This is a genomic window from Pseudomonas sp. RIT288, assembly GCF_000631985.1.
Lineage (GTDB): Bacteria > Pseudomonadota > Gammaproteobacteria > Pseudomonadales > Pseudomonadaceae > Aquipseudomonas.
In genome coordinates, this window is record NZ_JFYN01000019.1 from 40,529 (window position 1) to 60,422 (window position 19,894).

Genomic DNA, 19,894 nt, shown 5'->3' on the forward strand with positions numbered 1-19,894 from the left:
AGGCTCGGCGTTGGTTTACCCGTTCGCTGGAGGAAAAGTTCAGCGCTACTTGAATCAGCTGACTGCTACCTATTGGGTGTTATCGGAAGAGAGCAGCCGGAGATCGAATAACTCCATCCACTGCTGCCTGATCAAGATCGCAATGCTACCCATCAAGTGCCATAAGATGGTTTTTCGGCTGACCGTCCAGCCGGTTATTGGCCTTCGCTCGCCGGCTGAACTGCCATGGCTTTCCTAGGCGATGAGCAAGTAAGTGCACGGTCAGAAGGTAATAGCGTGTCGATTCAGCGTGCTGCTTCACGTGGTGATTTAGAAACCATGTCAGATGCTTTCGCTGCCAGGTCCATGGGTTATCTCGGTGCCAGCGATTATCGATTGCTGCTTGAATGGCCTTCGCTTGGCGGAGGTGACGCTGGCGCGTGGAATGCGACCCGGTCAGGACGCCTGCAAGGAATAGCTCCATATCGAATACCTTACTCATGCTAGGCCCCCGATGTAAGCCGAAACTACGTCTGTACGACCGTGCCCTAATTCATAGCTGATTTGTGAGCGCGCCCGCCGATCAAGGAGTGGGTCGAGCCGGCTCCAGTTACCGCCGCTGATGGGCGCAGGATGCGTGGACAAGCGGATCACTGAGATATGAGGACCGAGCGCTTACTCGGTTGCGCCACGTTTTGCTTTTAGTCGAGTGACGTTAGCACCCGTCTGATTGGCGAATTCGCGTGGGCTGACATGCTCCTGCTGATTAGCCTCAAGGTACCGGCTCCACCAGTTCATGATCAGCCTGCGCTCCTCGATGAACTCGGCCTTGTGGATGTAAGCGGCGCGGACGTTGTTGCGCTCTTTGTGGCTCATCTGCCGTTCAATGGCTGTCTCCGACCACAATCCTGACTCGATCAGTGCGCTGCAGGCCATCGAACGAAACCCATGCCCGCAGATCTCGGTTTTGGTGTCGTACCCCATCTTCCGAAGTGCGCTGTTCACAGTGTTTTCGGACATCGGTTTCCAAGACTTGGTATCGCCTACGAACACCAAATCAAATTTTCCGGTGAGGGCGTGGATCTGCTTGAGCAGGGCGCCCGCTTGCGGCGATAAGGGTACAAGATGGATATCGCCTGCCATCTTCGTACCCCTTGTGGAAAAGGGTACGCCTTCCAACGCTGGTCGCGTGTCGGGTATTTCCCACACACCACGCTTGAGGTCGAACTCGCTCCAGCGGGCGAAGCGCAGCTCGCTGGAGCGGACAAACACGTGCAACGACAGCAAGACCGTCAGCCGGGTAAGTGCGCGGCCTTTATAGGTGTCGATCCGTTCCTGCAATTCAGGCAAGCGCGATAAGGATAAGGCGGGGCGGTGAACGACCCGCGAGGCTTTGATCGAGCCTACGAGGTCGTAAGCAGGGTTTACGGTGATAAGCCGGAGGCGCTTTGCTTCGCGCATGATGCTCTGCAGGTAGTTTTGTACCCTTAAAGCAATGTCTATCGTTCCGCGCTTCTTGATCGCTTCCAGGGGCCGCATAAGGTCGTGGGTATCTAGATCGACAATGGAGCGGGCGCCGATCAGCGGGAAGAGGTGAGTTTTGAGGCGACTCATCACTGTCTTGGAATAGTCCGGTGCCCACTTGGCTGACATTTCCGTGTGCCAGCCGAGAGCAACGCTTTCAAAGGTGCGGCCTTTGATTAGGGCTTGCGTCTTGGCTTGGTGCTTGGCTCCTATGGGATCAATGCCATCCGCCAGCATTCGCTTGACCTCCAAGCGCTTGCGGCGCGCATCGGCGAGGCCAACGATGGGGGAGTTGCCGAACGAGGTCAGTCCTTCCCGGCCATCAGGTTTGACGTATTTGAAACGCCAGCCTTTGCGGCTATTGGGTTGGACTAGAAGGTAAAGGCCGTCGCCGTCGAAAAGCTTGTAGGCGCGGTCGGTGGGCTTGGCCGAACGGCAAGCGGCGTCGGAGAGTGGAGCAGTCGTGCGCGACATAAGGGTACTCCCTTTTATCGAACTGACCTGTATCCCAAACTCTTCCCTTAAAATGGCTGGTACCCACCGGAATCCGACAGAACGCCAAAACGAAAAAACCCGCCAGAAGGCGGGTTTTTCGGGAGTTTCAGAGATTTTGAAAGCCTTCTCTGGAACCTTGTCTGGCTCCACAACCTGGACTCGAACCAGGGACCCAATGATTAACAGTCATTTGCTCTACCAACTGAGCTATTGCGGAATTGGTGCGTATGTTACTGATTCAAAAAGAGAAGTCAAGCATTGGGTGTAAGTTTTCTGATGTCAGCAGGACGGACGGTGATTTGTCAGTGATTAGCGATTACCAGAACCGCCTCACAGGTCTACCATGGTCGCCCGGAAGTGGTCACACGCGCTGCCGGCCATTCGCCGAAAAGGTACGCGCCATGAAGCCTGCAATTCGCAACAACGAGGTGCTCGCATGAGCATCGCGCAAATCAGTCTGCCCAAGGGCGTTGGCCCCCACGCCGAAAAACTCTTCGACGCGATCACCCAGGCCAGCACCGCCGAAGAGCTGAACCGCGCTGGCGGCAAGGCCGAAGGTTTCGTGCTCGGCCTGGAAAGCACCAAGGCGATCAAAAGCCAGATCGCCGAATCGCTCTACGTCGCCTATGACGATGCCGCGAGTCAGCGCGCGAGTGAACTGGCTTAACTGCCGAAGGTAATTGTTCCGAGCATCAATTTGGCGTACGCCGCGGTGGCCGCCAGTTGCACCAGCCACAGGGCGAGACCGCCGAGAAACACCCCGGCGGCGACTTGCAGCACCAGGCTTTTGTCGCGTTTGGCCGGGGCGCGGGGGATGAAATCATCCAGGTCGTCACGGTCGGCGCGCAGGTTGTCGTTTTTCATTTGGGTTCTCTTCAGAGATCTTGGGTGTACACAAAACCTGTAGGAGTGAGCCTGCTCGCGATAGCGGTGTGTCAAGCAGTGAAGCGTCAACTGATCAGACGCTATCGCGAGCAGGCTCACTCCTACAGTTTGTTTTGTGTGCAGTCTAGAGGGTGTGGACGTCATTCCGGGACAAATAAAAAACGGGAAGCCCCAAGGCTTCCCGTTTTTCATTGCCAGGCGAAATCAGATGACCTGAACGATCGCATCCGTTACCGCTTTGATGTTGCTCTGGTTCAGTGCCGCGACGCAGATGCGGCCGGTGTCCAGGGCGTAGATGCCGAACTCGTTACGCAGGCGGTGCACCTGTTCGGTGGTCAGGCCGGAGTAGGAGAACATGCCGCGCTGACGACCAACGAAGCTGAAGTCACGCTGCGGGGCTTTCTCGGCCAGCAGGGCAACCATCTGCTCGCGCATGCCGCGAATGCGCAGGCGCATCTCAGCCAGTTCCGCTTCCCACTGGGCGCGCAGTTCCGGGCTGTTCAACACGGCGGCGACGATGCTTGCACCGTGAGTTGGCGGGTTGGAGTAGTTGGTGCGGATAACACGCTTGACCTGCGACAGCACGCGCGCGCTTTCTTCTTTCGATTCGCTGACGATCGACAGGGCGCCAACGCGCTCGCCGTACAGCGAGAACGACTTGGAGAACGAGCTCGAAACGAAGAAAGTCAGGCCCGATTCAGCGAACAGACGCACGGCTGCGGCGTCTTCGTCGATGCCGTCGCCGAAACCCTGGTAAGCCATGTCGAGGAACGGCACGTGACCTTTGGCCTTGACCACGTCCAGCACGTTTTTCCAGTCGGCCGGGGTCAGGTCGACGCCCGTCGGGTTGTGGCAGCAGGCGTGCAACACAACGATCGAGCCGTTCGGCAGGGCGTTGAGGTCGTCGAGCATACCGGCACGGTTCACGTCGTGGGTGGCGGCGTCGTAGTAGCGGTAGTTCTGCACCGGGAAGCCAGCGGTTTCGAACAGCGCGCGGTGGTTTTCCCAGCTCGGGTCGCTGATCGCCACGACGGCGTTCGGCAGCAGTTGCTTGAGGAAGTCGGCACCGATTTTCAGCGCGCCGGTACCGCCGACAGCCTGAGTGGTGACGATGCGACCGGCAGCGATCAGCGGCGAGTCGTTACCGAACAGCAGCTTTTGCACGGCCTGGTCGTAGGCCGCGATGCCGTCGATCGGCAGGTAGCCACGGGAGGCGTGCTGAGCAGCGCGAATGGTTTCGGCTTCGATCACCGCGCGCAGCAGGGGAATTCGCCCCTCTTCGTTGCAGTAAACACCTACACCCAGGTTGACCTTGGTGGTCCGGGTATCGGCGTTGAATGCTTCGTTGAGGCCCAGGATTGGATCGCGGGGTGCCATTTCGACAGCGGAGAACAGGCTCATTATTACGGCGGCTCTGAATGGAGAGTGGAGGGACGTGTCGCGCTCCAGCCGAATGCACTAGAGCGGTGCACAAACGGGGAGCTAGTATAGAGGCCATCACTGAGCAATGGCGACAGGCGATTCAGCTTTTAAGGCAAGTTTTTCCGATTATTTCTTGACCGTTAGTCGATTGACTCTGTCAGAGACTTTACCGGATGTAGGACGTTTGCCTTGAAAGGCGAGGCAATCGGCTCCACATTGAGCACAATCTTCGTTTTTCCTTGGGCGACAACGGTCGTTTGCGGTCATCCCCGCGGCTTGGCTGTTTTCTGCGCGAGCCGCGATCCCAGAGGTGTGTATGTCCGAATTCCAGCTAGTCACCCGCTTCGAACCTGCCGGCGATCAGCCAGAAGCGATCCGCCAATTGGTCGAGGGCATCGAAGCCGGGCTGGCGCACCAGACGCTGCTCGGTGTAACCGGCTCGGGCAAGACCTTCAGCATCGCCAACGTCATCTCGCAGGTGCAGCGCCCGACGCTGGTGCTGGCGCCGAACAAGACCCTCGCCGCGCAACTGTATGGCGAGTTCAAGGCGTTCTTCCCGAACAACGCGGTCGAGTATTTCGTTTCCTACTACGACTACTACCAGCCGGAAGCCTATGTGCCGTCGTCCGACACCTTCATCGAGAAGGACGCGTCGATCAACGATCACATCGAGCAGATGCGCCTGTCCGCGACCAAGGCGTTGCTCGAACGCAAGGACGCGATCATTGTCACCACGGTGTCGTGCATCTACGGTCTCGGTAGCCCGGAAACCTATCTGAAGATGGTGCTGCACGTCGATCGCGGCGACAAACTCGATCAGCGTGCCTTGCTGCGGCGTCTGGCCGACCTGCAATACACCCGCAACGACATGGATTTTGCCCGCGCGACGTTCCGGGTGCGCGGCGACGTGATCGACATCTATCCGGCGGAATCCGATCTGGAAGCGATCCGCATCGAACTGTTCGATGACGAGGTGGAAAGCATTTCCGCGTTCGACCCGCTGACCGGCGAAGTCATCCGCAAAATGCCGCGCTTCACCTTCTACCCGAAGAGTCACTACGTGACGCCGCGCGAGACCCTGCTCGACGCCATCGAGCACATCAAAGTCGAATTGCAGGAGCGCCTCGAATACCTGCGCAGTAACAACAAACTCGTCGAGGCCCAGCGCCTCGAACAGCGCACCCGTTTCGACCTGGAAATGATCCTCGAACTGGGTTACTGCAACGGCATCGAAAACTATTCGCGCTACCTGTCCGGACGTCCGGCAGGTGCCGCACCGCCGACGCTGTACGACTATCTGCCGGCCGACGCCTTGCTGGTGATCGACGAGTCCCACGTCAGCGTGCCGCAAGTCGGCGCGATGTATAAGGGCGACCGTTCGCGTAAAGAAACTCTGGTCGAATACGGCTTCCGCCTGCCCTCGGCGCTGGACAACCGGCCGATGCGTTTCGACGAGTGGGAAGGGGTCAGCCCGCAGACCATTTTCGTCTCGGCCACCCCGGGCAATTACGAGGCCGAGCATGCCGGTCGCGTGGTCGAACAAGTGGTGCGTCCGACCGGTCTGGTCGACCCGCAAGTCGAGGTGCGTCCGGCGCTGACCCAGGTCGATGACTTGCTCTCGGAAATCACCAAGCGCGTGGCGGTCGAGGAGCGGGTGCTGGTTACCACGCTGACCAAACGCATGGCCGAAGACCTCACCGATTATCTCGCCGACCACGGCGTGCGCGTGCGTTATCTGCACTCGGACATCGACACCGTCGAGCGGGTCGAGATCATCCGCGACCTGCGTCTGGGTGCCTTCGATGTGCTGGTGGGGATCAACCTGCTGCGTGAAGGTCTGGACATGCCGGAAGTGTCGCTGGTGGCGATTCTCGATGCCGACAAGGAAGGCTTCCTGCGTTCCGAGCGCTCGCTGATTCAGACCATTGGCCGGGCCGCGCGGAACCTCAATGGCCGGGCGATTCTCTACGCCGATCGCATCACCGGCTCGATGGAGCGGGCGATTGGCGAGACCGAGCGTCGTCGCGACAAGCAGATCGCCTTCAACCTGGAAAACGGCATCACTCCGAAGGGTGTGTTCAAGGACGTCGCCGACATCATGGAAGGCGCCACCGTGCCCGGCTCGCGCAGCAAGAAGCGCAAGGGCATGGCCAAGGCTGCCGAAGAAAACGCCAAGTACGAAGCCGAACTGCGTTCGCCGAGCGAGATCACCAAACGTATTCGCGCATTGGAAGAGAAGATGTATCAGCTGGCACGGGATCTGGAATTTGAGGCAGCGGCGCAGATGCGCGATGAGATTGCCAAACTGCGCGAGCGGCTTTTGGCAGTCTGAAGCCTGATGCTAAAACTGTAGGAGCTGCCGAAGGCTACGGTCTTTGCTTTTGATTTTAAAAAACAAGATCAAAAGATCGCAGCCTTCGGCAGCTCCTGCAGGTAGGGTATGTTCAGTTTAATGCGCTTCCCCAGCCTTTAACCCTGCCGGCAATTTCCGGGTCAGCAAAATCGCCAGCATGCTGATCCCCAATGCAATCCCGACAAAGTGAAACGCATCGTTGTAAGCCATGATCAGCGCCTGCTGATGCACGATTTCACTCAACTTGCCCAGCGCCGCCGTGTCACTGCCAAACCGGTCCGTCATCGACGCCAGCCGCTCGGCCACTTGCGGATTGGTTGGCACCACCGCTTCACGCAAATAATCGAAGTAAGTCTTGGTGCGTGCATCCAATAGCGTGGCGAGCAGGGCGATGCCGATCGCGCCGCCGAGGTTGCGCAGGATGTTGAACAGGCTCGACGCCGACCCCGCGTCCTGCGGGAGGATGTACGCCGTGGCGATCAGCGAGATGGTCACCATGATCAGCGGCTGACCCAGTGCCCGGATGATCTGGATCTGGTTGAACTGCGGCCCGGCGAAGTCCGGGTTGAGCACCCCCGACGAAAAACTCGCCAGTCCGAACAATCCAAAGCCCAGAGTACACAGCCACTTCGGCGAAACGAACTTCATCAGCTTCGGCACCAGCGGAATCAGAAACAGCTGCGGCACGCCCATCCACATGATCACTTCACCGATCTGCAGGGCGTTGTAGTTCTGGATCTGCGCCAGGTACAGCGGCAGCAGATAAATCGAGCCATACAAGCCGACGCCCATGCCAAGGCTGGAAATGCTCGACAGGCCGAAGTTGCGATTGCGCAGGATGCCGAGGTTGATCAGCGGATTGGGTTTGGAAATCTGCACGATGACGAAGGTGATCAGGCTCAGCAGAGCAATGCTGCCCAGCGCCACGATCAGGTTCGATTCGAGCCAGTCCTTGCGATGGCCCTCTTCAAGAAACACCTGCAGGCAACCGAGGCCGACACCGAGAGTGAGAATCCCGGTGTAGTCGGTGCTCTTCAGCAGTTCCCAGTGCGCTTCTTTCTTCTCCAGTCCGTACATCAGCCCGGCGATCATGATCAGCCCCGGCGGGATGTTGATGTAGAAGATGTATTCCCAGCCCCAGTTTTCCGTGAGCCAGCCGCCAAGGGTCGGGCCGATGGACGGGGCGAAGGTCGCGGTCATGGCGAACATTGCCATGCCCTTGGCGCGGTGGTGTTCGGGGAGTTTGATCAGGGTCAGGGTGAACGCCAGCGGGATCAGCGCGCCGCCGGTGAAGCCCTGCATGGCGCGAAAGACGATCATGCTCTCCAGGCTCCAGGCCATCGAACACAGCAGCGATGACACCAGAAACCCTAGCGACACCCACACCGCCAGGCGCCGCGCCGAGAGCAATTGCACCAGCCATGCGGTCAGCGGAATCATGATGATTTCCGCGACCAGATAGGATGTGGAAATCCACGAGCCTTCTTCCAGCGTCGCCGACAGCGCGCCCTGAATGTCCTTGAGCGAGGAGTTGGTGATCTGGATGTCGAGCACCGCCATAAACGCGCCGAGCATTACGCTCATCACTGCGATCCAGTCCCGCCGGGTCGGTTCGCCGACCGGGCGGATCAGCGAATCACCGGCCATTGTCTGGGGCGTCTTTGATGTTCACGGTGGCGGTGACCGACATGCCTGGGCGGATCTTGCCGTGCAGCGGGTTGTCGGCCTTGAAGGTCAGCTTCACCGGAATCCGCTGCACGACCTTGGTGAAGTTGCCGGTGGCGTTGTCCGGCGGCAGCAGGCTGAATTGCGCACCCGAGGCGGCGAACAGACTGTCGACCCGCGCTTCGATCGGCGTGTCGCTGTAGGCATCGAAGGTCAGCTCGGCTTTCTGTCCGGGCTGCATGTGGCCGATCTGGGTTTCCTTGAAGTTGGCCTGCACCCAGATGTCTTCGTCCGGGACGATCGACAGCAGATACGCACCGGCCTGCACCACTTGGCCATTGCGTGCGGCGCGCTGACCGACCATGCCGCTGATCGGCGCGTGGATTTCGCTGCGGGTCAGGTTGAGCTCGGCTTGCGCCAGATCGGCGCGAGCGTTGGCGATCTGTGCGTCGAGGCGTTTGATCTCGGCGGTCAGTGCATTGACCTGCTGGCGCTGGCTCTGCGCATCGGCCTGGGCCTTGGCCACTTGCGAACGGGCGATATGGGCGTCAGCGGAAAGGGTGGTTACCCGTTCCTCGGAAACGTAACCGGGTTTGCGCAGGGTTTCGGCGCGCGATAAATCCATCTGCGAGCGGCCAAGCGTGGCCTGGGTGGTGGCCACTTGCGCGTCGCTGGCGGCGATCAGGCTCGATTGCTGGGTCAGCTTGCTCTGTGCCTGCAAACGCTCGGCTTCGCGAGTGGCGAGGGCGGCATTGGCGCGATCGACCGCGAGGCGGAAATCATTAGGTTCGAGGCGTACCAGCAACTGGCCTTTTTCCACGTGCTGGTTGTCCTGCACCAGTACGTCGTCGATACGCGCACTCAACTGGCTGGAGACGCGGGTGATCTCGCCCTGGACATAGGCGTTATCGGTGCTTTCATAAAAGCGCCCCTTGAAAAACCAGTGGGCGAAGAAGCCCCCGGCAATCAACAGAACCAGCAGCAGGAAAATAAACAGGCGACGCTTGAGTTGGGCAGGCATGAGGCAAACTGTAGTCGAGGAATTGTAAGGAAAGTTATCTGCGGCTGAATCTGGCATACCGCCGATAAACGGTAAATGCCAATGACTGAGATTCGACCCGTCACCACGGTCTATGGGCGTTACAGACGCAAACTTGGCTTAAATGCCCTGCCCGCTGGAGCGGGGCGGGTGTCGCCTGTTACCATTCGCCGCTTGATTGTTTTGCTTTTCATTCTTTTCGAGACATGCCATGACCACCGTCCGCACTCGCATCGCGCCATCGCCTACCGGGGACCCCCACGTAGGTACCGCTTACATCGCATTGTTCAACTACTGCTTTGCCAAGCAGCATGGCGGTGAGTTCATCCTGCGCATCGAAGACACCGACCAGTTGCGTTCGACCCGCGAGTCTGAACAGCAGATCTTCGACGCCCTGCGCTGGCTGGGGATCGACTGGAGCGAAGGCCCGGACGTTGGCGGCCCGCACGGCCCGTACCGGCAGAGCGAGCGTGGCGATATCTATCAGAAGTATTGCCAGCAACTGGTCGACATGGGGCACGCGTTCCCATGCTTCTGCACCGCAGAAGAACTGGACCAGATGCGCGCCGAGCAAATGGCGCGCGGCGAAACCCCGCGTTACGACGGCCGCGCGCTGCTGCTGTCGAAGGAAGAAGTCGCGGCCCGTCTGGCCGCCGGCGAACCGCACGTGATCCGCATGAAGGTCCCGACCGAAGGCGTCTGCGTGGTGCCGGACATGCTGCGTGGCGATGTCGAGATCCCGTGGGATCGCATGGACATGCAAGTGCTGATGAAGACCGACGGCCTGCCGACGTACTTCCTCGCCAACGTGGTCGACGACCACCTGATGGGCATCACCCACGTGCTGCGCGGCGAGGAATGGCTGCCGTCGGCGCCGAAACTGATTCTGCTGTACGAATACTTCGGCTGGGAACAACCGGAGCTGTGCTACATGCCGCTGCTGCGTAACCCGGACAAGAGCAAGCTGTCCAAGCGCAAGAACCCGACCTCGGTGACGTTCTACGAGCGTATGGGCTTCATGCCGGAGGCGATGCTCAACTATCTCGGTCGCATGGGCTGGTCGATGCCCGACGAGCGCGAGAAGTTCTCGCTGCAGGAAATGGTCGACAACTTCGACCTCAAGCGTGTGTCTCTGGGCGGGCCGATCTTCGACATCGAGAAGCTGTCGTGGCTCAACGGCCAGTGGCTGCGAGATCTGCCGGTGGAAGAATTCGCCGCGCGTGTGCAGAAGTGGGCGTTCAATTCCGAGTACATGATGAAGATCGCGCCGCTGGTTCAGGGCCGTGTGGAAACCTTCAGCCAGGTTGCACCGCTGGGCGGCTTCTTCTTTGCCGGTGGCGTCAATCCGGATGCCAGGCTGTTCGAATCGAAAAAGCTTTCCGGTGATCAGGTGCGTCAGCTGATGCAATTGATTCTGTGGAAGCTGGAAAGCCTGCGTCAGTGGGAGAAGGACAGCATCACCGCAACGATTCAGGCGGTGGTCGAATCCCTTGAGCTGAAGCTGCGCGATGCGATGCCGCTGATGTTTGCCGCGATCACCGGGCAGGCGAGTTCGGTGTCGGTGCTCGATGCGATGGAAATCCTCGGCCCGGACCTGACCCGTTTCCGTCTGCGCCAGGCGATCGACCTGTTGGGCGGTGTGTCGAAGAAAGAAAACAAAGAATGGGAAAAGCTGCTGGGCGCCATAGCCTAAGCACTTGCGGCTTGGTGTAGGCGCTGCCGCAGGCTGCGATCTTTTGGTCTTGTTTCTAACAACCAAAGTCAAAAGATCGCAGGCTTCGCCAGCTCCTACAGGTCGGCGTTGGTTGTGAACCTCCCGGATTTTCGGGGGGAGGGCGGTAAGTGATTGTTATGCCGACAAAAAACTTTGAAATTTTTCAAAAATAAGTTTGACAGGCTTTCGATACGCCCTTAAGATTCGCCCCGTCCTCAGCGATGACATCAACGATGAGGGGCTATAGCTCAGCTGGGAGAGCGCTTGCATGGCATGCAAGAGGTCGACGGTTCGATCCCGTCTAGCTCCACCAATTTACACTTCGAAGCCTGGCCACACCGGCTCCGAAGCGATCAACACTCAGCGTTGATCAGTTGTATAGAAGGGTTTGCGTCCCCTTCGTCTAGTGGCCTAGGACACCGCCCTTTCACGGCGGTAACAGGGGTTCGAGTCCCCTAGGGGACGCCAGTTTTACAGAAGCGATGTTGCAAGATGTCGCTCCGCCGCGAGGCGAAAAATCCGGGGCTATAGCTCAGCTGGGAGAGCGCCTGCATGGCATGCAGGAGGTCAGCGGTTCGATCCCGCTTAGCTCCACCAATTTTACAGTTCAAGGCCTGGCCACACCGGCCTTGAATCAGATCAGGTCTCAGCACTGATCAGCTGTATAGAAGGGTTTGTGTCCCCTTCGTCTAGTGGCCTAGGACACCGCCCTTTCACGGCGGTAACAGGGGTTCGAGTCCCCTAGGGGACGCCACGATTACCCGCTCTGCGGGATTTATAAGGGTCATTCAATTATTGAATGGCCCTTTTGTTTGTCTGGCGTTTGGCCAACTCTCCTTTTTCCTTACACTGTGCTTCAGACCAGCGGTCATATCCTCGACTTGCAGAATATTATTATGAGAATAATATTCTAGTCGTAATATTCGGAGGCAACGATGAACGATAAAAAAGCTCAAACCCGCGAACGGATCCTCAAGGCTGCCAGCGCCGCACTGATGCAGCGTGGCCCGGCGGATCCCAGCGTGGGCGAAGTGATGGGCGCCGCCGGCCTGACCGTTGGTGGTTTCTACGCGCACTTCGAAAGCAAGGACGCGATGATGCTCGAGGCGTTCAAGCAACTGCTCAGCCGTCGACGCGACCTGATTGCCGACATGGACTCCGAGCTGACCGGTGAAGAGCGTCGTGCCTTGGTCGCTGCATTCTATCTGTCGCGCAAACACCGTGATTCCAGCGATTCGGCGTGTCCGATTCCGGCGTCCATTGGCGAATTGGGGCGTCTGCCGGAATCCTTCCGCATCGCGCTGAACGAACACCTGGAACTGATGATTGCGCAGTTGGCGTCCAGCCCCGAGGACACCGACAAAGCATTGGCCGATGTGGCGTTGATGGTGGGTGGTCTGGCGCTGGCACGCGCGTTGGGCCCGGGCGATTTATCCGATCGATTGCTGCGCGCTGCCAAGTCGGCGGTGCGTTGACCTGAAGGCAACACGCCTGAGGAGAGAGCGATGAACACGTTGAAGTGGGTTCGTGGCGTTAATGGCACCTTGGGCTGGATTGCACCGCAACGAGTAGCGAACAAAATGCGTCAAGCGTTCATGACGCCGCGCACGTTGCCACTGCGCGATTGGGAGTTGCCGCTGCTGGCGAGTTCCGAACGCATCACGCTGCGCTTCGGCCTGTCGGCGCTGCGTTGGGGCCAGGGACCGGCGGTGCTGTTGATGCACGGTTGGGAAGGGCGGCCCACGCAGTTTGCGGCGTTGATCACGGCGCTGGTCGAGGCCGGTTACACCGTTGTCGCGCTGGATGGTCCGGCTCACGGCCGCTCACCGGGGCGTGAAGCCAACGTCGTACTGTTCGCCCGTGCCATGCTCGAAGCCGCTGCGGAGCTGCCACCACTTCAAGCCGTCATCGGTCACTCCATGGGCGGCGCCAGTGCCATGCTCGCGGTGCAACTGGGCCTGCGCACCGAAACCCTGGTCAGCATCGCAGCTCCCGCAAGAATCCTCGGCGTGCTGCGCGGTTTCGCTCGCTATGTCGGCATGCCACCGCGGGCGCGCTCGGCGTTCATCCGCCAGGTCGAGCAGGATGTCGGCATGCGCGCCGCGACCCTCGATGTCGCGCACTATCAACTGGATATGCCGGGCCTGATCGTGCATGCCGAGGACGATAACTTCGTCTCGGTCAAGGAATCGCAATTGATCCATGAGTCATGGTTCGACAGTCGCCTGCTCCGCCTGGAAAGCGGCGGCCACCAGCGCGTGCTGGCCGACCCTCGGGTGGTTGATGGCGTGTTATCACTGTTGGCGGGGCGCAGCCTTCAAGCGCGGCAATCGGCCTGACATCCGTTACACTGCCCCGGTTGAATAATCTGACCGGGAGTGGGGCATGGGCTGGGATCGGACAACGCCGTTCACCATTGATCTGCAAGTAGGCGCCGAGGACATCGACGGGCTGGGCCACGCGAACAACGCGGTGTATGTGACCTGGCTCGAACGCTGCGCCTGGCGCCACTCGCAGCGTCTGGGGCTGGACCTGGTCGAGTATCGGCGCCTGGATCGAGCGATGGCCGTGGTGCGTCACGAAATCGATTATCTGGCGGCGGCCTACGAGGGCGACGAACTGCAACTGGCGACCTGGATCGTCGATTGGGATCAGCGCCTGAAAATGACCCGGCACTTCCAACTGATCCGCCCGAGCGACAACGCCACCCTGCTGCGCGCCCAGACCACTTTCGTCTGCATCGAACTGTCCAGCGGCAAACCCAAGCGCATGCCGGCGGAGTTCATCGAGGGCTACGGCCCGGCGATCCTGTCCCTGGCCTGACCCGATCCCTGTAGGAGCTGCCGCAGGCTGCGATCTTTTGATGGTGATCTTTAAAAATCAACGTCAAAAGATCGCAGCCTTCGGCAGCTCCTACAGGTGGTCGTGGGTTTAACCTGCGTAATCCAGTAAACTGCCGCACGTTTTTTCTTCCTGAGTAGTGTTTTCCCCATGCAAATTGCCCTGGCGCCCATGGAGGGGTTGGTCGACGACATCCTGCGCGACGTGCTGACCCGCGTTGGCGGCATCGACTGGTGCGTGACCGAGTTCATTCGGGTCAACGATCAGTTGCTCACCCCGGCCTACTTCCACAAGTTCGGTCCGGAGCTGCTCAACGGCGCCCGCACCCGTTCCGGTGTGCCGTTGCGCGTGCAATTGTTGGGTTCCGATCCGGTGTGCCTGGCGGAAAACGCTGCGCTGGCCTGCGAGCTCGGCTCGCAAGTGATCGACCTGAACTTCGGCTGCCCGGCCAAGACCGTCAACAAGTCGCGGGGTGGAGCGGTGCTGCTCAAGGAACCGGAGCTGCTCAACGCCATCGTCGAACACGTGCGTCGCGCCGTGCCGGCACATATCCCGGTCACCGCGAAGATGCGCCTGGGTTTCGACAGCCCGGACGGCTCGCTGGTGTGCGCGACAGCGCTGGCCGAGGGCGGCGCCGAACACATTGTGGTTCACGCCCGAACCAAGGTTGATGGCTACAAACCTCCGGCGCATTGGGAGTGGATTCCGCGGGTGCAGGACGTGGTCAAGGTGCCGGTGTTCGCCAACGGTGATATCTGGAGCGTCGAGGACTGGCGCCGCTGCCGCGAGATCAGCGGCGTCGAAGACATCATGCTCGGTCGCGGTCTGGTATCGCGCCCAGATCTGGCCAAACAGATCGCTGCCGCGCGCGCCGGTGAAGAAGTGGTCGAGATGAGCTGGGCCGAGCTGCTGCCGCTGATTCAGGATTTCTGGCTGCAAGCCAAGGCGCAGATGACCGCACGCCAATCGCCGGGTCGCTTGAAGCAATGGCTGGCGATGCTGACGCGCAATTATCCCGAAGCTACCGAGCTGTTTACCGTGCTGCGCCGCGAGACAGAGCCGGACCAGGTCTCGCGTTTACTCGGCTTGCCGGTCGCCGAAGCAGCCTGAAAAAATCTGCAAATACGCTCTTGAAATCATTTTGGCGGTCCCTATCTAAGGGTTACGCGATGCCGAATTCGGGTCGCGGAGACACAAAACCTTGCTGATTGTTTTCAGGAGATTTGAACCATGAGTACTGCATTTTCCCTGGCACCACTGTTCCGTTCCTCGGTTGGTTTCGACCGTTTCAACGATCTGTTCGAAACCGCGTTGCGCAACGAGCCAGGCAGCACCTACCCACCCTACAACGTGGAAAAACACGGTGACGATCAATACCGCATCGTCGTAGCGGCAGCCGGTTTCCAGGAAGAAGACCTGGAGCTGCAAGTCGAGAAGGGTGTGCTGACCATCAGTGGCGGCAAGCGTGATGCCAACGAAGGCGTGACCTTCCTGCATCAAGGCATTGCCCAGCGTGCTTTCAAGCTGTCCTTCCGCCTGGCCGATCACATCGAGATCAAGGCCGCCGATCTGAGCAACGGTCTGCTGAGTATCGACCTGTTGCGGGTGATCCCGGAAGAAGCGAAAGCCAAGCGCATCCCGATCAATGGAGCGCAGAAGCCGGTTCTGCAATAAGGCCGAGCAAAAAAGAAGGGCGCCACTGGCGCCCTTTTTTTGTGCTCGTCATTCGAGCATCTTTTTCAACGCCTCCAGCGCCACCGGCCGACTGTGCAGATAGCCCTGATACAAATGGCAGCCCAACCCTTGCAGGAACGCCAGTTGCTCCGGCGTCTCCACGCCTTCGGCAATCACCTCCAGTTCCAGGCTGCGGGCCATGGCGACGATGGCGCGGATAATCTCGGCGTCGTTGGGGTCGGTGGTCGCGTCGCGGATGAACGACTGGTCGATTTTCAGGGTGTCCACCGGCAGGCGCTTGAGGTAGGTCAGCGATGAATAGCCGGTGCCGAAATCGTCCATGGCGAAGCTCACGCCGAGTTTTTTCAGGCGGCGCATCTTGCTGATGGTGTCTTCCAGGTTCTGGATGACGATGCCTTCGGTGATCTCCAGTTTCAGCAGCGAGTACGGCAGGCCGTGGCTGCTCATGCTGTGTTCGATGCGTTCGACGAAGTCGTTCTGGCGGAACTGCCGTGGGCTGATGTTTACGCACAGGCTGAAGTTGAGCGGGTCGACCAGTTTCAGCGCGATCAATTGTTTGAACGCCTCACAGGCCTCATCGAGGATCCAGGTGCCGACCTCCAGAATCAGGCCGCTGTCTTCCAGCACCTTGATGAATTCGGTGGGCGATTGCGCGCCGAGTTCCGGGTGATTCCAGCGCACCAGCGCTTCGGCGCCGATGATGCGGTTGTCCTGCGCATCGACCTGCGGCTGGTAGTGCACGTTGAATTCACCGCGTGACAACGCCAGGCGCAGATCGGTCTCCATGCGCAGCCGTTCGCTGGCCGCTTTCTGCATGGTGTTGTGGTACATCTGCGTGGTGTTGCGCCCGGAATCCTTGGCCCGGTACAGCGCAATGTCGGCGCGCTTGAGCAGGTCGGTCGGGGTCGAGCCGTGATCGGGAATCAGCGCCACGCCGATACTCGGTGTCACCTGCAGGCGCTGGCCGTCGAGGAACATCGGCTCCGACAGCAACTCGCGAATGGTGTCGGCCAGTTCCCGCACTTGTGCACTGACCTCGTTGCGCGTGCCTTCGAGGCCACTGAGCAGTACCACGAATTCGTCGCCGCCGAGACGCGCCACCGTGTCCTCCATGCGTACGCTGGCTTCAAGCCGCGCGGTGATGATTTTCAGCACCGTGTCGCCAACCGGGTGGCCCAGCGAGTCGTTGATGTGCTTGAAGTGGTCAAGGTCGAGGAACAGCAGCGCGCCGCGCAGGTTGTGGCGCTTGAGCAGGGCGATCTGCTGGCTCAGGCGATCCATCAGCAAGGCGCGGTTGGGCAGATTGGTCAGCGGATCGTGATAGGCCAGATGGCGGATCTGCGCTTCGGCGTTTTTCAGCAGGCTGACATCCCGGGCGGTCAGCAGCAGGCACGCCGTTTCGTTGAGGGTGATCGGTTCGATCGACACCTCCACCGTCAGCAACTCACCGCGCTTGTTGCGCCCGAGCATTTCCTGATGGTGCACGCGGCCCTTGATCTGCAGTTCGGCGAGCAGCGCCGAGCGTTGTTTCTCTTCGGCCCAGATGCCGATCTGGTACACGGTTTTGCCCACCACTTCTTCGGCACGATAACCGGTGAGGCGGCAGAAACCGTCGTTGACCTCCAGATAACGCCCGGTGTCACGTTCGGTGATGGTGATCGCGTCGGGGCTGGAGTGAAATGCCTTGGCGAATTTCTCTTCGCTGGCCTTGAGTGCGGCTTCGGAGCGCTGCTGTTGGGTGATGTCGCGCAGGGTGGTGACGATGCACGGCTGATTGCCGACGCTGATCTGCCGGCTGGAAATCACGCAGGTCAGCGACTGGCCATCCTTGTGCTGGACGATGATCGCGACATTGCTCAGGCCCTGTTCGCGGATCACCCGCTCGATGCGTTGCAGGCTTTTCGCCGAGGCGTCCCACAGGCCGATGTCCTCGGCAGTGCGACCGATGACGTCGGCGGCGCTCCAGCCGAAGGTCTGGGTGAAGCTGTTGTTGATTTCGATGAACTCGCCGCTGTCCTGGCGCGTGACGCAGATCGGGTCGGGGCTGACCTGAAAAAGCGTGGCGAATTTCTCTTCCGAGGCCACCAGGCGTTGCTCGCGCTCGACCTGATCGGTGATGTCCAGCAAGGTCCCGGCCATGCGCAGCGGCGCGCCGTTTTCGTCGCGGTAGAGGCGGGCGCGGCTTTCCAGATAGCGCGAGCTGCCGTCGGACATCTGCACGCGATAAGTCAGTTGATAGTTGCCGGCCGGGCCTTCACGCAGGCTGCGGTAGGCGTCGCGCATGCTGTCGCGCTCTTCGCCCGGCACGCCTTCGAAGAACTCCTCGAACGACTCGTGAAACGGGATCGGCTCCAGTCCGTGCAATTGCGCAGCCCGCGCCGAGCCGTAGAGCATGCCGCTGGGAATGTGCCAGTCCCAGGTGCCGAGTTGCGCCGAGTCCAGCGCCAGATCAAGGCGTTCCTGGCTGTCTTTCAAAGCGTGTTCGGCGGCTTTGCGTTCGGTGGTGTCGAGAAACGTGCTGAGCAGATACGGCTGGCCTTCGAGCTCGACCTTCTGCGCGCTGAGAATGCCGTCATGAATCTGCCCGTTGCTGGCGCGAAACTGCACTTCCATGCTGATCAATTCGCCTTTGGCCTTGGTCTTTTTCACCAGCTCGGCGCGTTGTTCGGGGTGCACCCACAGGCCCAGTTCCAGTGTAGTGCGACCGATGGCGTCCTGGACCGGCCAGCCGAACAGGCTTTCGAAATACTGGTTGGCTTCGGTGATCAGGCCGTCTTCCTGGCGCGTCAGCAGCACCATGTTTGGGCACAGGTGAAAGAGTGTGGCGAAACGTTTCTCCGAGCTGCTCAGGGCCTGTTCGCGTTGACGCTGGTGGGTGATTTCGCGAATCACCCCGATCATTCGGGGGCGGCCGTTTTTGTCCGGCAGCAGGCTGCCGCTGATTTCCAGCCAGTGCAGGCTGCCGTCGGGCCAGCGGATGCGGTGGTGCATCGCCTGTTCCAGCGGGGCGCCGGCGATCACCGCGTGGAAGGCGCGCACGGTTTTCGCCCGGTCTTCGGGCGGCAGCAGGTCGAGATATTCAAGATCCTGCGGCAGCGGCTGCCGTGGATCGAAGCCGAACAGCGCCTGAGTGCCCCGTGACCAGCTGATCTGCCCGCGCTCGATGTCCCAGTACCAGGCGCCGAGCCGGGCGCCGTTGAGCGCGGCGAGCAATTGCGGCGCACTCTCCCAGCTCTGCTCGGAACGTCGCGGATCAATGGCCTGAATACGCGGCATCGGCGGAATTCGGTCAACAGATTTCGGCATTGTTAACGGGCCTTGAGCTGATGGTGGCGTTAGGCACAGGGACAGCGGCTCTATAGGAGTAGCACAAGTTAGCCGGGAGTCCCTGGCAGATCGATTTGCGCATCCAGCAAGGCCATGAAAGCCCTTGCCGCATTCGACAGCGTCCGTTCGGTGTGCACGATATAGCCTAGCTGGCGACTGAGCTGTATGCCCGGCAAAGGTACGCGCGCCACCTGTTCATCAAGCATGGTGCGTGGCAGAACACTCCAGGCCAGACCAATGGAGACCATCATCTTGATGGTTTCCAGGTAGTTGGTGCTCATGGCGATGTTCGGCGTCAGCCCTTGGGCTTCGAACAAGCGTTGGACAATGTGATGAGTAAAGGTGTTGCCTCCGGGAAAAACCGCCGGATGACCGGCAATGTCCGCCAGGCTCACTGCGCCATTGCTGATCAGCGAATGCTCCGGTGCCACCACGAAATCCAGCGGGTCGTCCCACACCGGCATGGCCTTGACCAGCGTGTGCGGCTCCGGCGCCAGGGTGATCACGGCCAGTTCCGCACGGCCATGGAGAATTTCTTCGTAGGCCACTTCCGAATCGAGGAACTGAATATCCAGCGCCACCTGTGGGTAGCGGCGGGTGAACTCCCTTAATAGGGGCGGCAAGCGGTGCAGGCCGATGTGGTGACTGGTGGCCAGGGTCAGCCGGCCGCTGACTTCGCCGGTCAGGTTGGTCAGGGCGCGGCGGGTGTCGTCCAGCACGTTGAGAATCTGGTAAGCCCGGGGCAGCAGGGCGCGGCCGGCTTCGGTCAGGCCGACTTCACGACCGAGTCGGTCGAACAGTCGCACCTTCAATTGCTGCTCCAGTCCGGCGATGCGCTTGCTGATCGCCGGTTGGGTCAGATGCAGGCGTTCCCCGGCGCCGGAGAAGCTGCCGGTCTCGGCGATGGCGATAAAAGCATTGAGGTTGGCCAGATCCATGGTTCGTATTCCTGCTG

The 19,894-nt window shown here is 60.0% G+C and carries 16 protein-coding genes, 5 tRNA genes and 1 pseudogene; 12 read left to right on the forward strand and 10 right to left on the reverse strand.

Features of this window, described 5'->3' with window-relative positions:
* Positions 1–145: 145 nt before the first annotated feature.
* The 4 genes and pseudogenes from BW33_RS17285 to BW33_RS17295 form a co-directional block, all read right to left on the reverse strand.
* On the reverse strand, positions 146–481 hold the full coding sequence (locus BW33_RS17285) for a hypothetical protein (RefSeq protein ID WP_052032732.1): 336 nt from the start codon (positions 479–481) through the stop codon (positions 146–148).
* A pseudogene (locus BW33_RS30250) lies at positions 478–627 on the reverse strand (integrase domain-containing protein); the annotation flags it as partial. The pseudogene BW33_RS30250 and the gene BW33_RS17285, both read right to left, overlap by 4 nt.
* 27 nt (positions 628–654) lie before the next feature.
* Positions 655–1,977 carry a tyrosine-type recombinase/integrase gene (locus tag BW33_RS17290; RefSeq protein ID WP_047600187.1) on the reverse strand — a complete coding sequence of 441 codons (1,323 nt, stop codon included), beginning with the start codon at positions 1,975–1,977 and terminating at the stop codon, positions 655–657.
* Positions 1,978–2,139: 162 nt separating this feature from the next.
* Positions 2,140–2,215 (reverse strand) — tRNA-Asn (locus BW33_RS17295).
* 219 nt (positions 2,216–2,434) lie between these two features.
* Between BW33_RS17295 and BW33_RS17300 the strand changes: the two genes are divergently transcribed.
* Positions 2,435–2,665 carry a hypothetical protein gene (locus BW33_RS17300; RefSeq protein WP_047600188.1) on the forward strand — a complete coding sequence of 77 codons (231 nt, stop codon included), beginning with the start codon at positions 2,435–2,437 and terminating at the stop codon, positions 2,663–2,665.
* On the opposite strand, the gene BW33_RS17305 is transcribed toward BW33_RS17300, so the two are convergent.
* Together BW33_RS17305 and BW33_RS17310 are read right to left on the reverse strand one after the other, a co-directional pair.
* Positions 2,662–2,862 (reverse strand): hypothetical protein, encoded by a 201-nt coding sequence (locus BW33_RS17305; protein ID WP_047600189.1) that lies wholly within the window; start codon positions 2,860–2,862, stop codon positions 2,662–2,664. The two genes, BW33_RS17300 and BW33_RS17305, sit on opposite strands and share 4 nt — an antisense overlap.
* Before the next feature lie 225 nt (positions 2,863–3,087).
* Positions 3,088–4,284, reverse strand: a complete 1,197-nt coding sequence (locus BW33_RS17310; RefSeq protein WP_027611521.1) for an amino acid aminotransferase — start codon at positions 4,282–4,284, stop codon at positions 3,088–3,090.
* 337 nt (positions 4,285–4,621) lie between these two features.
* On the opposite strand from BW33_RS17310, the gene uvrB reads away from it, so the two are divergent.
* Positions 4,622–6,637, forward strand: coding sequence for an excinuclease ABC subunit UvrB (gene uvrB / locus BW33_RS17315; RefSeq protein ID WP_047600190.1), 2,016 nt, complete (start codon positions 4,622–4,624; stop codon positions 6,635–6,637).
* Positions 6,638–6,754: 117 nt separating this feature from the next.
* Here the strand turns inward: uvrB and BW33_RS17320 are convergent, their stop codons facing one another.
* On the reverse strand, positions 6,755–8,245 hold the full coding sequence (locus BW33_RS17320; protein WP_177327501.1) for an MDR family MFS transporter: 1,491 nt from the start codon (positions 8,243–8,245) through the stop codon (positions 6,755–6,757).
* A 49-nt stretch (positions 8,246–8,294) separates the two neighbouring features.
* The gene (locus tag BW33_RS17325; protein ID WP_047600192.1) at positions 8,295–9,344 is read right to left on the reverse strand and encodes an HlyD family secretion protein; all 1,050 of its coding nucleotides are present in this window, start codon (positions 9,342–9,344) and stop codon (positions 8,295–8,297) included.
* Between the two features lie 229 nt (positions 9,345–9,573).
* Here BW33_RS17325 and gltX point away from each other — a divergent pair, with 229 nt between their 5' ends.
* The 10 genes from gltX to BW33_RS17375 all read left to right on the forward strand — a co-directional run bounded on the left by gltX (position 9,574) and on the right by BW33_RS17375 (position 15,591).
* Positions 9,574–11,055 carry a glutamate--tRNA ligase gene (gene gltX / locus BW33_RS17330; protein ID WP_047600193.1) on the forward strand — a complete coding sequence of 494 codons (1,482 nt, stop codon included), beginning with the start codon at positions 9,574–9,576 and terminating at the stop codon, positions 11,053–11,055.
* A 258-nt stretch (positions 11,056–11,313) separates the two neighbouring features.
* Positions 11,314–11,389: transfer RNA gene (locus tag BW33_RS17335), tRNA-Ala, on the forward strand.
* A 79-nt stretch (positions 11,390–11,468) separates the two neighbouring features.
* Positions 11,469–11,544, forward strand: a tRNA-Glu gene (locus tag BW33_RS17340).
* Positions 11,545–11,597: 53 nt separating this feature from the next.
* Positions 11,598–11,673: transfer RNA gene (locus BW33_RS17345), tRNA-Ala, on the forward strand.
* Positions 11,674–11,754: 81 nt separating this feature from the next.
* A tRNA-Glu gene (locus BW33_RS17350) sits at positions 11,755–11,830 on the forward strand.
* A 181-nt stretch (positions 11,831–12,011) separates the two neighbouring features.
* Positions 12,012–12,551, forward strand: coding sequence for a TetR/AcrR family transcriptional regulator (locus tag BW33_RS17355; RefSeq protein WP_047600194.1), 540 nt, complete (start codon positions 12,012–12,014; stop codon positions 12,549–12,551).
* Between the two features lie 30 nt (positions 12,552–12,581).
* Positions 12,582–13,415, forward strand: coding sequence for an alpha/beta fold hydrolase (locus BW33_RS17360; protein WP_047600195.1), 834 nt, complete (start codon positions 12,582–12,584; stop codon positions 13,413–13,415).
* A 46-nt stretch (positions 13,416–13,461) separates the two neighbouring features.
* Positions 13,462–13,899, forward strand: a complete 438-nt coding sequence (locus BW33_RS17365; protein ID WP_047600196.1) for an acyl-CoA thioesterase — start codon at positions 13,462–13,464, stop codon at positions 13,897–13,899.
* 168 nt (positions 13,900–14,067) lie between these two features.
* On the forward strand, positions 14,068–15,027 hold the full coding sequence (locus tag BW33_RS17370) for a tRNA dihydrouridine synthase (RefSeq protein ID WP_047600197.1): 960 nt from the start codon (positions 14,068–14,070) through the stop codon (positions 15,025–15,027).
* Between the two features lie 120 nt (positions 15,028–15,147).
* On the forward strand, positions 15,148–15,591 hold the full coding sequence (locus tag BW33_RS17375; protein WP_007969230.1) for an Hsp20 family protein: 444 nt from the start codon (positions 15,148–15,150) through the stop codon (positions 15,589–15,591).
* 48 nt (positions 15,592–15,639) lie between these two features.
* Here the strand turns inward: BW33_RS17375 and BW33_RS17380 are convergent, their stop codons facing one another.
* Together BW33_RS17380 and BW33_RS17385 are read right to left on the reverse strand one after the other, a co-directional pair.
* Positions 15,640–18,918, reverse strand: coding sequence for a sensor domain-containing protein (locus tag BW33_RS17380; RefSeq protein WP_047600198.1), 3,279 nt, complete (start codon positions 18,916–18,918; stop codon positions 15,640–15,642).
* A 68-nt stretch (positions 18,919–18,986) separates the two neighbouring features.
* Positions 18,987–19,877, reverse strand: coding sequence for a LysR family transcriptional regulator (locus BW33_RS17385; RefSeq protein ID WP_047600199.1), 891 nt, complete (start codon positions 19,875–19,877; stop codon positions 18,987–18,989).
* Positions 19,878–19,894: the final 17 nt, after the last annotated feature.

Bases quoted from the DNA above. Each gene is read 5' to 3' on its own strand.
- BW33_RS17380 (WP_047600198.1), bottom strand. From the start codon at position 18,918: ATGCCGAAATCTGTTGACCGAATTCCGCCGATGCCGCGTATTCAGGCC.
- BW33_RS17370 (WP_047600197.1), top strand. From the start codon at position 14,068: ATGCAAATTGCCCTGGCGCCCATGGAGGGGTTGGTCGACGACATCCTG.
- BW33_RS17375 (WP_007969230.1), top strand. From the start codon at position 15,148: ATGAGTACTGCATTTTCCCTGGCACCACTGTTCCGTTCCTCGGTTGGT.
- BW33_RS17360 (WP_047600195.1), top strand. From the start codon at position 12,582: ATGAACACGTTGAAGTGGGTTCGTGGCGTTAATGGCACCTTGGGCTGG.
- BW33_RS17290 (WP_047600187.1), bottom strand. From the start codon at position 1,977: ATGTCGCGCACGACTGCTCCACTCTCCGACGCCGCTTGCCGTTCGGCC.
- BW33_RS17300 (WP_047600188.1), top strand. From the start codon at position 2,435: ATGAGCATCGCGCAAATCAGTCTGCCCAAGGGCGTTGGCCCCCACGCC.
- BW33_RS17285 (WP_052032732.1), bottom strand. From the start codon at position 481: ATGAGTAAGGTATTCGATATGGAGCTATTCCTTGCAGGCGTCCTGACC.
- BW33_RS17365 (WP_047600196.1), top strand. From the start codon at position 13,462: ATGGGCTGGGATCGGACAACGCCGTTCACCATTGATCTGCAAGTAGGC.
- gltX (WP_047600193.1), top strand. From the start codon at position 9,574: ATGACCACCGTCCGCACTCGCATCGCGCCATCGCCTACCGGGGACCCC.
- BW33_RS17310 (WP_027611521.1), bottom strand. From the start codon at position 4,284: ATGAGCCTGTTCTCCGCTGTCGAAATGGCACCCCGCGATCCAATCCTG.
- BW33_RS17355 (WP_047600194.1), top strand. From the start codon at position 12,012: ATGAACGATAAAAAAGCTCAAACCCGCGAACGGATCCTCAAGGCTGCC.
- BW33_RS17385 (WP_047600199.1), bottom strand. From the start codon at position 19,877: ATGGATCTGGCCAACCTCAATGCTTTTATCGCCATCGCCGAGACCGGC.
- BW33_RS17325 (WP_047600192.1), bottom strand. From the start codon at position 9,344: ATGCCTGCCCAACTCAAGCGTCGCCTGTTTATTTTCCTGCTGCTGGTT.
- BW33_RS17305 (WP_047600189.1), bottom strand. From the start codon at position 2,862: ATGAAAAACGACAACCTGCGCGCCGACCGTGACGACCTGGATGATTTC.
- uvrB (WP_047600190.1), top strand. From the start codon at position 4,622: ATGTCCGAATTCCAGCTAGTCACCCGCTTCGAACCTGCCGGCGATCAG.